Source organism: Pseudomonas sp. SJZ079 (genome assembly GCF_007993865.1).
In the GTDB taxonomy this organism is placed as follows: domain Bacteria; phylum Pseudomonadota; class Gammaproteobacteria; order Pseudomonadales; family Pseudomonadaceae; genus Aquipseudomonas.
The window spans coordinates 94,702-107,939 of sequence record NZ_VIUH01000001.1 but is presented as its reverse complement, the minus strand read 5'-3'; the positions used below and the strand labels follow the sequence as shown (position 1 = coordinate 107,939).

At 60.6% G+C, this 13,238-nt stretch carries 12 protein-coding genes; 10 read left to right on the top strand and 2 right to left on the bottom strand.

What is annotated here, in order from left to right; all coding sequences use genetic code 11:
- Window positions 1-34: 34 nt before the first annotated feature.
- From FBY03_RS00390 to FBY03_RS00360, 7 genes are all read left to right on the top strand, one after another.
- Window positions 35-664, top strand: coding sequence for a phosphoribosylanthranilate isomerase (locus tag FBY03_RS00390; RefSeq protein ID WP_147170214.1), 630 nt, complete (start codon window positions 35-37; stop codon window positions 662-664).
- 240 nt (window positions 665-904) lie between these two features.
- The gene (gene accD, locus FBY03_RS00385) at window positions 905-1,789 is read left to right on the top strand and encodes an acetyl-CoA carboxylase, carboxyltransferase subunit beta (RefSeq protein ID WP_147170213.1); all 885 of its coding nucleotides are present in this window, start codon (window positions 905-907) and stop codon (window positions 1,787-1,789) included.
- Window positions 1,786-3,093 carry a bifunctional tetrahydrofolate synthase/dihydrofolate synthase gene (folC, locus tag FBY03_RS00380; protein WP_147170211.1) on the top strand — a complete coding sequence of 436 codons (1,308 nt, stop codon included), beginning with the start codon at window positions 1,786-1,788 and terminating at the stop codon, window positions 3,091-3,093. The genes accD and folC overlap by 4 nt, the downstream gene beginning before the upstream one ends.
- Window positions 3,077-3,679, top strand: a complete 603-nt coding sequence (locus tag FBY03_RS00375) for an SPOR domain-containing protein (protein WP_147170210.1) — start codon at window positions 3,077-3,079, stop codon at window positions 3,677-3,679. Before folC ends, FBY03_RS00375 begins: the two co-directional genes overlap by 17 nt.
- 67 nt (window positions 3,680-3,746) lie before the next feature.
- The gene (locus FBY03_RS00370; RefSeq protein ID WP_025165527.1) at window positions 3,747-4,274 is read left to right on the top strand and encodes a CvpA family protein; all 528 of its coding nucleotides are present in this window, start codon (window positions 3,747-3,749) and stop codon (window positions 4,272-4,274) included.
- Between the two features lie 72 nt (window positions 4,275-4,346).
- Window positions 4,347-5,852, top strand: a complete 1,506-nt coding sequence (gene purF, locus FBY03_RS00365; RefSeq protein ID WP_147170209.1) for an amidophosphoribosyltransferase — start codon at window positions 4,347-4,349, stop codon at window positions 5,850-5,852.
- Window positions 5,853-5,907: 55 nt separating this feature from the next.
- Complete coding sequence (locus FBY03_RS00360) at window positions 5,908-7,119, top strand: O-succinylhomoserine sulfhydrylase (RefSeq protein WP_147170207.1); 1,212 nt, start codon at window positions 5,908-5,910, stop codon at window positions 7,117-7,119.
- A gap of 121 nt (window positions 7,120-7,240) precedes the next feature.
- Here FBY03_RS00360 and gspD read toward each other — a convergent pair whose 3' ends face one another.
- Both gspD and FBY03_RS00350 read right to left on the bottom strand, forming a co-directional pair.
- Complete coding sequence (gene gspD, locus FBY03_RS00355; RefSeq protein ID WP_147170206.1) at window positions 7,241-9,196, bottom strand: type II secretion system secretin GspD; 1,956 nt, start codon at window positions 9,194-9,196, stop codon at window positions 7,241-7,243.
- A 4-nt stretch (window positions 9,197-9,200) separates the two neighbouring features.
- Window positions 9,201-9,770, bottom strand: coding sequence for a type II secretion system protein N (locus tag FBY03_RS00350; protein ID WP_256677811.1), 570 nt, complete (start codon window positions 9,768-9,770; stop codon window positions 9,201-9,203).
- Window positions 9,771-10,089: 319 nt separating this feature from the next.
- Between FBY03_RS00350 and gspE the strand changes: the two genes are divergently transcribed.
- Genes gspE through gspG form a run of 3 tightly spaced genes read left to right on the top strand, consistent with a single transcriptional unit; the run spans window position 10,090 to window position 13,233 of the window.
- The gene (gspE, locus tag FBY03_RS00345) at window positions 10,090-11,577 is read left to right on the top strand and encodes a type II secretion system ATPase GspE (protein WP_147170203.1); all 1,488 of its coding nucleotides are present in this window, start codon (window positions 10,090-10,092) and stop codon (window positions 11,575-11,577) included.
- Window positions 11,578-11,585: 8 nt separating this feature from the next.
- Window positions 11,586-12,803, top strand: a complete 1,218-nt coding sequence (gene xcpS, locus FBY03_RS00340; RefSeq protein ID WP_147170202.1) for a GspF family T2SS innner membrane protein variant XcpS — start codon at window positions 11,586-11,588, stop codon at window positions 12,801-12,803.
- A gap of 4 nt (window positions 12,804-12,807) precedes the next feature.
- Complete coding sequence (gene gspG, locus FBY03_RS00335) at window positions 12,808-13,233, top strand: type II secretion system major pseudopilin GspG (protein WP_147170200.1); 426 nt, start codon at window positions 12,808-12,810, stop codon at window positions 13,231-13,233.
- The last annotated feature ends 5 nt before the right edge of the window (window positions 13,234-13,238 follow it).

The following is a 13,238-nucleotide window of genomic DNA, read 5'->3' as shown; positions in this document are numbered from 1 at the left end:
CTACCATCCGGGCTTTGCTAAAGGTACTCGCGCGTTGTCAGTCGTTCGCAGCAAAATCTGTGGGATTACCCGCATAGAAGACGCATTGATTGCCGCTGAAGCCGGGGCGGACGCTATTGGTTTGGTGTTTTATGCGAAGAGCCCGCGAGCAGTCAGTGTGCAGCAGGCGCGGGCGATTATTGCTGCCTTACCGCCGTTCGTGACCACGGTGGGGCTGTTTGTCGACGCCAGTCGCGACGAGTTGAGTGCCATTCTCGAGGTGGTTCCGCTGGATCTGCTGCAGTTCCATGGCGACGAATCCCCTGCTGATTGCGATCGCTTCAGTCGCCCGTATATCAAAGCATTACGGGTTAGGCCGGGAGAAGATGTGGCGGCGCGGATCGAGCCATACGGCAACGCGTCAGGGATCTTGCTGGACACCTATGTGCGTGGTGTGCCCGGTGGTACAGGGCAGGCCTTTGACTGGGCGTTGGTGCCGCAAGGCTTAAACACGCCGATTATTCTCGCCGGTGGGCTGACATCGGAGAATGTACGCAGTGCTATCGAACAGGTGCGGCCCTACGCGGTGGATGTGAGTGGCGGGGTCGAGGCAAGCAAAGGTATCAAGGACGCCGAAAAGGTTCGAGCGTTCGTGCGGGCGGTCAAGGGGGCTTGCGCTCCATGAGCGAGCTTGATGTGACGGCGCTGTGCGCTTGGCCGTCCATAACCCTGTCACAGGTGCTGCTATGACGGCCCTGAGTTTGGGTGCTCGTCTGCGTAGTGGCGAGCTTTCTGCGAGCCCGGGCTGCTGCTTCATGCAGGCGCCGGTTCCAGTTGAAACTGCAGTCGTGAATTCGCTTGGATAGGTTGCTAGGGCCTTGCGCCGCGAACCTATTCGAGCCTACAGCTTTGGAGAAATAAGAGCATGAGCAACTGGTTGGTAGACAAACTGATCCCATCGATCATGCGTTCCGAGGTCAAGAAAAGCTCGGTGCCGGAAGGGCTCTGGCACAAGTGTCCGTCCTGCGATGCGGTGTTGTACAAGCCCGAGCTGGAAAAGACGCTGGATGTCTGTCTCAAGTGTAATCACCACATGCGCATCGGCGCGCGCGCGCGCCTGGACATCTTCCTTGATGCCGAGGGCCGTAAAGAAATTGGCACCGAGCTGGAACCTGTCGATCGCCTGAAGTTTCGCGACAGCAAGAAGTACAAAGATCGCCTGGTCGCGGCGCAGAAGCAGACCGGCGAGAAAGATGCGCTGATCGCAATGCAGGGGACCCTGGAAAAAATGCCGGTGGTGGCCTGCGCTTTCGAGTTTTCCTTCATGGGCGGCTCGATGGGTGCGATTGTTGGCGAGCGCTTCGTGCGTGCCGCTAACGTGGCGCTGGAGCAGCGCTGTCCGCTGGTGTGTTTCTCCGCATCGGGCGGCGCCCGCATGCAGGAGGCGCTGATTTCCTTGATGCAGATGGCGAAAACCTCCGCAGTGCTGGCGCGCCTGCGCGAAGAAGGCATTCCGTTTATCTCGGTGCTGACCGATCCTGTGTACGGTGGCGTTTCCGCCAGCCTGGCGATGTTGGGTGATGTAATCGTCGCGGAGCCGCGCGCGCTCATCGGCTTCGCCGGCCCGCGAGTGATCGAGCAGACGGTACGCGAGAAGCTGCCGGAAGGTTTTCAGCGCAGCGAGTTCCTGCTGGATCATGGCGCCATCGACATGATCATCCCGCGCGCAGAATTGCGCCCGCGGTTGGCTAAATTGCTCGCGCAGTTTATGCGTCTGCCATCGCCGGCAGCGCTCCCGGTCACTGCATGAACGAACGCTCCCTCGCCGATTGGTTGGCCTATCTGGAACAATTGCACCCATCCGCCATCGACATGGGATTGGAGCGCTCCAGGGCAGTGGCGCAGCGCTTGGGTTTGACCAGGCCGGCGCCACGGGTCATTACCGTTACCGGCACCAATGGCAAGGGCTCGACCTGCGCCTTTCTCGCTTCCTTGCTGCAAGAGCAGGGACTCAAGGTGGGGGTGTATAGCTCGCCCCACTTGCTGCGCTACAACGAGCGCGTGCAGGTCGATGGTATCGAAGCCGACGATGCTGCGCTCTGCGAGGCCTTTGCCGAGGTTGACGCGGCGCGTGGCGCTATCTCCCTGACCTATTTCGAAATGGGTACTTTGGCCGCGTTTTGGCTGTTTCAGCGTGCGGCCCTGGACGCCGTGGTGCTCGAGGTCGGGCTGGGCGGGCGTCTGGATGCGGTAAACCTGATCGACGCCGATCTTGCCCTGGTCACCAGTATCGGTCTCGATCACACCGACTGGTTGGGTGATACCCGTGAGTCGGTTGCCTTCGAAAAGGCCGGAATCTTCCGCGCCGGAAAACCTGCCTTGTGCGGAGATAGCGACCCACCACAGCCCTTGCTGGAGCAAGTTGCCCAGCTAAAAGCGCCGTTGTTTCTGCGGGGGCGCGATTACGATCTGGCAGTCGAGGCGCAGCGTTGGAGTTGGCGAGGATTGGATGCCAGGGGCGAGGTCCTGCGGCTGGAGCAGCTGCCGCTACTCGATTTACCCATGGAAAACGCCGCGCTGGCGCTGCAAGCCTATGCCTTGCTTGAGCTGCCTTGGCACGCCGAGCAGATCGTCAGTGCTCTATTGAGAACGCGGGTAGCTGGTCGCCTGGATCGCCGGGTGTTGAATTGGCAGGGTAAGGCACTCACGTTATTGCTTGATGTTGGGCATAATCCGCATGCCGCCGCATACTTGGCGCAGCGTTTGGCTGCCAGGCCGCTGGCGGGCAAGCGTCTGGCTGTGTTCGGTCTGTTGGCTGACAAGGACCTGGTAGGGGTGGTGACGCCCTTGCTGAGCGAAGTGGCCGAGTGGGCGGTGACGCCGTTACCGACCAGTCGCACGCGGCCAGCCGCCGAGTTGCAGGCGCAATTGCATAATCTTGGTGCGCATGTCGCGACATATGTCGACGTGACGTCGGCGTTGCTGGCGCAGTGTGCGCGGGCGTCAGCAGGGGATGAAATTCTGCTGTTCGGATCTTTTTATTGCGTGGCCGAGGCCCTGGACTGGCTGGCTGGCCATGCCAAGGGGGAAGTGCAGGATGGCTTTGCTGGATAAAGGATTGATGCAACGCATGGTCGGCGCCCTGGTATTGTTGGCGCTGGCAGTGATTTTTCTGCCCATGCTGTTGTCGCGTGAGGACGAACTGCGCCGCGTGGTGGTGGATGCGCCGGGCATGCCACAGGCGCCGGTTATGCCGCAGATTGAAATGCAACCGGTGAGCGTGCCGGAACCGCAGATCCTGCCCGAAGAGCCTGTGCCGGATGAGTTCGATAATGAAGCAGTGGCCATTTCGAGCGAGCCCGAACAGCCCTCTGCGCTGCCGGCTGAGCCGGTTGCAGCGGCGCCCGCGCAGGTCGAGGCTGTAGCGAAGCCACCGGCAAGTCGTCTGGATGCCAACAGCTTACCGGTCAGTTGGTCAGTACAGCTGGCTAGCCTGTCCAGCCGAAGCGGAGCGGAAACCCTGCAGAAGACTCTGCGTAGTCAGGGCTACAATGCCTATATTCGCAGTGTGGACGGGATGAATCGGGTGTTTGTTGGCCCGCTGATCGAGCGTGCGGAAGCCGATCGGTTGCGTGACCAGTTGAATCGTCAGCAAAAACTCAATGGCTTCGTGGTGCGTTTTCGTCCGGAGCGCAGCTAATCCTCCGCTTACCCCGCGGCGAGGGCTCTGTTAAAATGCAGCGCCTTTTCCGTCGGTAGCCGCCATCGTGGGATTTTCCTGGGTCGACTGGGCGATTATCGCCATCATCGCCATTTCGAGTCTGATCAGTTTGAGTCGTGGCTTCGTCAAGGAAGCCTTGTCCTTACTCACCTGGATCATTGCCGGGGTCGTCGCCTGGATGTTTGGTGGTGCCCTGTCGCAGCACCTTGGCGAATTTATCGAGACCCCTTCGGCGCGCGTGATCACCGCTTGCGCCATTCTGTTTATCGTCACTTTATTAGTCGGTGCACTGGTCAATTACCTGATCGGTGAGCTGATACGCGTCACCGGTTTATCCGGCACCGATCGTTTTCTGGGCATGGTCTTCGGCGCAGCCCGTGGCGGTTTATTGGTCGTGGTGCTGATCGGGCTGCTCAGTCTGGCGCCTGTGCAGCAAGATCCGTGGTGGCAACAGTCGACGCTGTTGCCGCATTTTTTATTGGTCGCGGACTGGTCGAAAAACCTCATCTTGGGGATGTCCAGCCAGTGGCTGGCCAGCGGCATCAGCGCACCCGTTGAGCTGCCGTTCAAATAAGCGCTGTTGCAGCCTAAACTGCTGCAAGAGCGTTCAGCATTAGCCTGTTTCATTCAGTAGGGGTTGCGTCACATGTGCGGCATTGTCGGTATCGTCGGTAAATCGAACGTCAATCAGGCGCTGTATGACGGGCTCACCGTCCTCCAGCACCGCGGCCAGGATGCTGCCGGTATTGTTACCAGCCATGAGGGCCGTCTGTTCCTGCGTAAGGACAACGGCCTGGTTCGTGACGTCTTTCAACAGCGCCATATGCAGCGCCTGGTTGGTCATATGGGCATCGGTCATGTGCGCTATCCGACCGCCGGTAGCTCCAGCTCGGCCGAGGCGCAGCCGTTCTACGTCAACTCACCCTATGGCATCACCCTGGCGCACAACGGCAATTTGACCAACGTCGAGCAGTTGGCCAAAGAAATCTATGAGTCTGATCTGCGTCACGTAAACACCAACTCCGACTCGGAGGTGTTGCTCAACGTCTTCGCGCACGAACTGGCCCAGCGCGGCAAGCTGCAGCCGTCCGAAGAGGACGTGTTCGCTGCGGTCAGTCAGGTGCACCAGCGTTGCCGTGGTGGTTATGCGGTGGTCGCAATGATTACCGGCTACGGTATCGTCGGCTTTCGTGACCCCAACGGGATTCGCCCGATCGTCTTCGGTCAGCGTCATACCGACGAGGGCGTGGAGTACATGATTGCCTCTGAGAGCGTGTCGCTGGACGTACTCGGCTTCAGTCTGATCCGCGATCTGGCGCCGGGCGAGGCGGTGTACATCACCGAAGGCGGCAAGCTCCACACCCGCCAATGCGCGACCAATCCGCATTACTCACCCTGCATCTTCGAGCATGTCTACCTGGCGCGTCCGGATTCGATCATGGATGGCATCTCGGTGTACAAGGCGCGCCTGCGCATGGGCGAGAAACTGGCCGAGAAGATTTTGCGCGAGCGTCCAGAGCATGACATCGACGTGGTCATCCCGATTCCCGACACCAGCCGCACCGCGGCGCTGGAACTGGCCAACCACCTGGGTGTGAAGTTCCGCGAAGGCTTCGTCAAGAACCGCTATATCGGCCGTACCTTCATCATGCCGGGGCAGGCCGCGCGGAAGAAGTCCGTGCGCCAGAAGCTCAATGCCATCGAGTTGGAGTTCCGCGGCAAGAACGTGATGCTGGTGGACGACTCCATCGTGCGCGGCACCACCTGCAAGCAGATCATCCAGATGGCTCGCGAAGCCGGGGCGAAGAACGTCTATTTCTGCTCGGCGGCACCCGCGGTGCGCTACCCGAATGTTTATGGCATCGACATGCCGAGTGCTCACGAGTTGATCGCGCACAATCGCAGCACCGAGGAAGTCGCCGAATTGATCGGTGCCGATTGGTTGCTATATCAGGATCTCAGCGACCTGATCGACGCGGTGGGTGGCGGTAAGGTGAAAATCGAGCATTTCGACTGTGCGGTGTTCGATGGCCAATATGTCACCGGCGATGTCGATGAGAATTACTTGAACAAGATCGAGCAGGCGCGTAACGATGTGTCCAAGGTCAAGTCTCAAGCCGTCAGCGCGATTATCGACCTGTATAACAATTAAGCCTTGAGTGGCGCCCCGAGTGGCGTCGTTAAGGCTGCAATTCGAGGTAAGGGACATGACGCAAGAGTGGGATGCCGGGCGCCTGGACAGCGACCTGCAAGGGGTCGGTTTCGATACCCTGGCGGTGCGTGCCGGGCAACGTCGCACGCCGGAAGGTGAGCACAGCGAGGCGATATTTCCGACGTCGAGCTACGTATTTCGTACGGCGGCCGATGCGGCAGCGCGTTTTGCCGGCGAAGTGCCGGGGAATGTCTACTCGCGCTATACCAACCCTACCGTGCGCGCCTTCGAGGAGCGCATCGCAGCGTTGGAAGGCGCCGAGCAAGCGGTGGCTACTTCCTCCGGTATGTCGGCGATCCTGTCCATCGTCATGAGCTTGTGCAGCGCCGGCGATCATGTGCTGGTGTCGCGCAGTGTGTTTGGCTCCACCATTAGCCTGTTCGAGAAGTACCTCAAGCGCTTCGGCGTGCAGGTGAGCTATGTCGCGCTGGCGGATCTGCAGGCTTGGGAAGCGGCCTGCCTGCCTAATACCAAGCTGTTGTTCGTCGAGTCACCGTCCAACCCGCTAGCCGAGTTGGTCGATATCGCGGCCTTGGCCGAGATTGCGCATGGCAAAGGCGCCCTGTTGATTGTCGATAACTGCTTCTGTACCCCGGCGCTGCAGCAACCGATCAAGCTCGGTGCGGATATCATCATGCACTCGGCGACCAAGTACATCGATGGCCAGGGTCGCAGCATGGGCGGCGTGGTGGCTGGCAAGGCGGAGTTGATGAAGGAGGTCGTGGGTTTCCTGCGCACCGCAGGTCCGACCCTCAGTCCGTTTAATGCGTGGATTTTCCTCAAGGGTCTGGAAACCCTACGCGTACGGATGCAGGCGCATTGCGCCAGTGCGCAACAGTTGGCCGAATGGTTGGAGCAGCAGCCGGGCATCGAGCATGTCTACTATGCCGGTTTACCGAGCCACCCTCAGCACGAATTGGCCAAGCGTCAGCAGAGTGCTTTCGGTGCAGTGGTCAGTTTTGAGGTCAAGGGTGGCAAGGAGGCTGCGTGGCGCTTTATCGACGCGACTCGAGTGATTTCCATCACCACCAACCTGGGCGATACCAAAACCACCATCGCCCACCCGGCAACCACCTCGCATGGTCGTCTTTCGCCGCAGGAGCGTGCCAGCGCCGGCATCAGCGACAGCTTGATTCGGGTGGCGGTGGGGCTGGAGGACTTGCTCGATCTGAAGGCGGATCTGGCTCGCGGTCTCGCCGTGCTTTGATCGGCAGAGCGTAATCCAGGGTCCGGCGCGAGTGCCGCTTCAGCTAAAGTAACCGGCGACTGCGTTGCGACGAATGAAAAGGCCTCGGGGTGAACCGAGGCCTTTTTGCTTTGCGCGGATGCTATTTACGTAAGTCGATGGCGTCTGACGGCGAATTCAGGTCGAACAGCTGCGCTGGATCGCGCGGCAGGATACCTGGGCGGTAGTCGTCGCGCAGGTTGCCGAGTATCCGGATATCACCGTATTTCTTCCCGGAAAGGGCGGCCAGTCCCGTCGCATTGCGAATCACCGTGGGGCGCAGGAAGACCATCAGGTTTCGTTTGATGTGGGTGTCCTTGGATGAGCGAAACAGTCGGCCGAGTATGGGTATGTCGCCCAGTATTGGTATTTTCGAATCGGAGTGGGTGACGTCATCCTGAATCAGGCCGCCGAGCACGATGACTTGGCCGTCCTCGGCAAGGATGGTGCTCTTGATCGAGCGCTTGTTGGTGATCAGGTCCACGGCCTGGGAGGTCAGGGTGGCGCTGGGCGCAATGGAGGATATCTCTTGCTCGATCTCCAGGCGCAGGCTGGCGCCTTCGTTGATGTGCGGCGTGACCTTCAGGGTTACCCCGATATCTTGCCGCTCGATGGTGGTGAAGGGGTTGTCTGCACCGGATGCGCTGGTGGTGAAGGAGCCGGTCTGGAACGGTACGTTCTGCCCGACCAGGATTTCCGCTTTCTGATTATCCAGGGTCAGCAGGCTGGGAGTGGATAGCAGGTTGCTCTTGGTGTTTGCCGATAGGGCGGTGACCAGTGCGCCAAAGTTGCGAGTACCGATCCCGACGATAGCGCCATCCGGGAGGTTGTTGAGTATCGGGTTGTCGACATTGTTGCGTTGATCCTGAATGGCTTGCAGCACTGTGCCAACGGCCAGCCCGGTATTGCTGAAACTGGTTCCGCCGAGACCACCTGTGCTGCCACGGGCATCCAAGGCCCACTGCACACCGAGGGCATCGCTGATGTCGCCCGAGACCTCGACGATGGCAGCCTCTACCAACACCTGTGCGCGGGGCACATCGAGCTGGCGCACGATGTCCTCGAGGGTCGCCACCATATCGGGCTCGGCAAGCAGTACCAGGGCGTTGAGGCTCTCGTCGGCGCGGATCAGGATGTTCTGCGGCTTACCGGGAGCCTCGCTGCCGTCCTGGGCTTTCAGGCCTTCGGAGATTTCGCCGAGGGTCTCCGCCAGGGCTTTAGCATCGTTATGCCGCAGGCGAATCACGCGGGTATTGGCCGAGCGGCTAGTCGGGGTGTCCAGCGATTTGGCCAATGCCACCAACTTGCTTCGCGCGGCGGGTGGGCCGAGGAGTATCAGGCGGTTGGTCCGCGCATCGGCTATCACCTGGGTGCCGGAGGCGCCTTTGGCCTGGCCGCGCTCCAGGGCGCTGTTGAGCACTTCTGCGATATCCATGACCCAGGCGTATTGCAGGTCGAGAACGCTGTAGTCGCGGTCGCCCTTCTGGTCGAGCTGACGCAGCAGGTCTTCGATTCGGGCGATATTGGCGCTGCGGTCGCTGATAATGATGGCATTGGCCGAAGTCACTGCCGCGAGATGGCCGTATTGCGGCACCAGTGGTCGAATCAGCGGAATGAGTTCTGTCGCCGAGCCGTGTTGTACCTGAATCAGGCGGGTTTCCAGGCGATCTGGTGCAGCCGGGCCTAGGCCCGCGTCGGATTTGGCTTCGGCATTCGGGACTATGCGTGCCTGTTCGCCCTGAGTGATAACGCTGAACCCGTGAGTGGCCATCACCGAGAGAAACAGTTGATAGACCTCACTCAAGTTCAGCTGAGTATTCGACACCACGCTGACCTGGCCTTTGACTCGTGGGTCGACGATGAAGGTTTCGCCGGTAATCTGCGCGACCTGGTCGATAAATTCGCGGATGTCGGCGCCTTTCAGGTTGATGGTCCAGCTTTCTTCTTGCTGGTTGGCGGCAGGTGCCGCTGGGCTGTCGGCGGCACTGAGCGGCAGCGCGGTGACGGCCAGGCCGGCGGCCAGTAGAGCGAGGGTGAATCGCGAGAAGGTCTGGGGCATCGGTTCAGTCGCTTTCCGTGGGCTGTTCGGTGGGTTCTGTATCCGGCGGTAAGGTGCCGGCCGCTTCCATCTGTTGGCGCAGGGCGTCCATGCGTTCGCGCAGCTGAGTAAGGTTATCTGCTTCCAGGTCGTCGAGTTGATCCAGGGTGTCCGGCGCATCTGCGCTGGACGAATAGTTCGCACTGTCATCCGCCGATGGGCTGTGTGGGAAGGCCAGGGTCTCCAGGCGGCCGTTGCGCATCAGTTCCACGTGATCGGCGTAGACCGCATGCAGGCGCACGCCATTGGCCACTTCGCTGTCTATGGCGTGCAGCTGTGCGGGACTGCTTTCCAGGCGAATAATCGCAGTGGAGCGTTTGGGGTCGGCATGTACGAAACTGCCCAGCAAGGTCAGGCGTAGGCTGGTGGCAGGTGGCGGCGTCTGGCTGTCTGCGCCGCTGGCGCCGAACAGTTGATCCAGGCGTTGGTTAGGGGCGGGTGCTGGTGTATTGGTCGTGTTCAGTGGATCGACAGTGCCGGGTGCGCGCACTAAGCGCAGCCAATCAACAGTTTGCCAGGCCAGGCTGACACTCATGGCCACAATCACGGCGACACCCGCCAAAGTGGCGGCGTGCCGTTGCATCCAGTGTCGAGTAGCCGAAAAGGGCAAGGTGTGGCTCCGGAAATTTTTTGTTATGTGGTGTGAATCGCGCCCCGATCATAGACAGTTAGCCGGCGTTTAGCAGCCCCCTATCGAGGTGGTGTATCGCGTTCCGTGATGTGCTAAAGATAGTCCAGTGGATCGGCTCTAGTATGGCGCATGTCGATAATTATTCACTGACGCAGCTATCGACTTGGATCGGCCTGAGCCGCTCTGATACTCGTGTTACGTTACCGTTTTAAGGCGACCCAGGATGAACGCTTTGCTCACTGAAACTGTACTGCGCCGTTTACCGTTCAGTTTCGCTAAACGGCACGGAGTGGTCGTATTGGCCGAGGTCGACCCGCCTTGCCTGGGGCACCGGCCGGCAGTCGATCTGGTGGCCTTGGCTGAGGCCCAGCGCTTCGTAGGCGTTCGGATGCCACTGCGGGAGCTGTCTGCAGAAGCCTTTGAGCAGGCTCTGGGGAAGGCCTATCAGCATGATTCGGCATCGATGCAGCTCGCCGAAGATCTCGGCGGCAGTCTCGACCTGGCAGCCCTGGCCGATCAGGTTCCGGAAACCGAAGACCTGCTTGAGCAAGAGGACGACGCCCCGATCATTCGTTTGATCAACGCCATTCTCGGTGAGGCGATCAAGGAGAACGCCTCCGATATTCACCTGGAAACCTTCGAAAAGCGCCTGGTTGTACGCTTTCGCGTTGACGGCATTCTGCGTGAGGTGCTCGAACCCAAGCGCGAGCTGGCGGCGCTGCTGGTGTCGCGAGTCAAGGTGATGGCGCGGCTGGATATCGCCGAAAAGCGTGTGCCACAGGATGGGCGAATTTCCCTGCGGGTCGGCGGGCGCGAAGTCGATGTGCGGGTCTCCACTCTGCCTTCGGCCAATGGTGAGCGGGTGGTGCTGCGCTTGCTCGACAAACAGGCCGGGCGCTTGTCGTTGCAGCACCTGGGGATGTGTGCGCGCGATCGTCAATTGATGGAGGATGCCGTGCGCAAGCCCCACGGCATCCTGCTGGTTACCGGTCCAACGGGGTCGGGTAAGACCACCACGCTGTACGCCAGCCTGGTCAGTCTGAATGACCGCACGCGCAATATCCTTACGGTGGAGGACCCCATCGAGTACCACCTCGAAGGCATCGGTCAGACTCAGGTCAACACCAAGGTCGATATGACCTTCGCGCGCGGCCTGCGGGCAATTCTGCGGCAGGATCCGGACGTGGTGATGGTCGGTGAGATCCGCGACAAGGAAACTGCCGAGGTTGCGGTGCAGGCGTCGTTGACTGGCCACCTGGTGCTGTCGACGCTGCACACCAACAGTGCAGTCGGCGCCATCACCCGCCTGGTGGATATGGGGGTTGAACCCTTCTTGCTGTCGTCGTCGTTACTCGGTGTACTGGCTCAGCGCCTGGTCCGGGTCCTCTGTCCGCTGTGCCGGGAGGCTTACCAGGCCGATGCTGCCGAGTGCGCGCTGCTCGGCGTGGCGGCCGAGCCGGCGCCGACCCTGTACCACGCCCGCGGCTGCAGCGACTGTCATCAGCAGGGTTACCGGGGTCGTACTGGCATTTACGAGCTGGTGGTATTCGACGAGCACTTGCGCACGCTGATTCACAACGCCGCTTCCGAGCAGGACATGACCCGTCATGCGCGCACGCTTGGTCCGAGTATTCGAGAGGATGGGCGGCGCAAGGTGTTGGACGGGGTGACCACCCTGGAAGAAGTGCTGCGCGTGACTCGAGAGGAGTGAGCTAGAACATGGCTGCTTTCGAATACCTCGCCCTCGATCCCAAGGGTCGCCAGCAGAAAGGCGTGCTCGAGGCCGATAGCGCACGTCAGGTACGCCAACTGCTGCGCGAGCGGCAACTGGCGCCGTTGGACGTCAAAGCCACGCGCACTCGGGAACAGGCTGATCACGCCGGGCATTTCAGTTTTTCTCGCGGGATCTCGGCGCGTGATCTGGCCTTGTTGACCCGTCAGCTGGCAACCCTGGTGCAAGCCGCGCTGCCGATCGAAGAAGCCTTGCGCGCCGCGGCGGCTCAGGCCGGCACGCCGCGTATCCAAGGCATGCTGTTGGCGGTGCGCGCTCGCGTACTGGAAGGCCAGAGTCTGGCCAGCAGCCTGAAGGAGTTTCCCGCGGCCTTTCCCGATCTGTACCGCGCCACTGTCGCGGCGGGTGAGCACGCCGGGCACTTGGGGCCGGTGCTGGAACAGTTGGCCGATTACACCGAGCAGCGTCAGCAGTCGCGGCAGAAGATTCAACTGGCCCTGCTTTATCCGCTGATCCTGATGTGCGCCTCGTTGCTGATCGTCGGCTTTCTGCTCGGTTATGTGGTGCCGGATGTGGTGCGGGTGTTCGTCGATTCCGGGCAAACCTTGCCCGCCTTGACCCGGGGGCTGATCGCATTGAGCGACTGGGTCAAGAGTTGGGGTTGGCTGGCGTTGATTGTGTTGATGCTGGGCTTTTTCACGTCGCGCTGGGCCCTGCGTGAAGAGCCAGTCAAGGTGCGTTGGCACGCCTTCTTGTTGCAGTTGCCGTTGCTGGGGCGCTTGATTCGCGCTACCGACTGCGCGCGTTTCGCCTCGACCCTGGCCATTCTTACGCAGAGCGGGGTGCCACTGGTGGAGGCCTTGGGTATCGGCGCCGAAGTGATTGCCAACCGGGTGATTCGTGCCGAGGTGGTGGTGGCCGCGCAGAAAGTCCGCGAGGGTGGCAGCCTGACTCGCGCACTGGAGGCCAGTGGGCAGTTCCCACCGATGATGCTGCACATGATCGCCAGTGGTGAGCGCTCTGGTGAATTGGATCAGATGCTCGCGCGTACGGCGCGCAATCAGGAAAACGACCTGAGTGCCCAGGTAGCGTTACTGGTCGGCTTGTTCGAGCCATTCATGTTGGTCTTTATGGGCGCAGTGGTGTTGGTCATAGTGTTGGCCATCCTGCTGCCAATTCTGTCTCTCAATCAATTGGTGGGGTAAGCAGGTGAACAAGCGTCAGGCAGGTTTTACGCTGATCGAAATCATGGTGGTCGTGGTGATCCTGGGGATTCTCGCCGCCTTGGTCGTGCCGCAGGTGATGAGCCGACCGGACCAGGCCAAGGTTACCGTCGCCAAGGGCGATATCAAGGCGGTGTCAGCCGCCTTGGATATGTACAAATTGGATAACCACAATTACCCGAGCACCCAGCAGGGGCTTGAGGCCTTGGTGGAAAAGCCCTCGGGTAATCCGCCGGCGAAGAATTGGAGTAAGGACGGTTACCTCAAGCGCCTGCCGGTCGATCCCTGGGGCAATGTCTATCAGTACCTGGCACCCGGTACTAAGGGTGCGTTCGACCTCTATTCGTTTGGCGCCGATGGTAAGCAGGGCGGCAGCGACCTGGATGCCGATATTGGTAACTGGGACTTATAGCCCGC

What these genes read in the sequence shown, in the direction of transcription:
- accD (WP_147170213.1), top strand. Translation starts at nt 905, where the DNA reads ATGAGCAACTGGTTGGTAGACAAACTGATCCCATCGATCATGCGTTCC.
- folC (WP_147170211.1), top strand. Translation starts at nt 1,786, where the DNA reads ATGAACGAACGCTCCCTCGCCGATTGGTTGGCCTATCTGGAACAATTG.
- FBY03_RS00375 (WP_147170210.1), top strand. Translation starts at nt 3,077, where the DNA reads ATGGCTTTGCTGGATAAAGGATTGATGCAACGCATGGTCGGCGCCCTG.
- purF (WP_147170209.1), top strand. Translation starts at nt 4,347, where the DNA reads ATGTGCGGCATTGTCGGTATCGTCGGTAAATCGAACGTCAATCAGGCG.
- FBY03_RS00360 (WP_147170207.1), top strand. Translation starts at nt 5,908, where the DNA reads ATGACGCAAGAGTGGGATGCCGGGCGCCTGGACAGCGACCTGCAAGGG.
- gspD (WP_147170206.1), bottom strand. Translation starts at nt 9,196, where the DNA reads ATGCCCCAGACCTTCTCGCGATTCACCCTCGCTCTACTGGCCGCCGGC.
- FBY03_RS00350 (WP_256677811.1), bottom strand. Translation starts at nt 9,770, where the DNA reads ATGAGTGTCAGCCTGGCCTGGCAAACTGTTGATTGGCTGCGCTTAGTG.
- gspE (WP_147170203.1), top strand. Translation starts at nt 10,090, where the DNA reads ATGAACGCTTTGCTCACTGAAACTGTACTGCGCCGTTTACCGTTCAGT.
- xcpS (WP_147170202.1), top strand. Translation starts at nt 11,586, where the DNA reads ATGGCTGCTTTCGAATACCTCGCCCTCGATCCCAAGGGTCGCCAGCAG.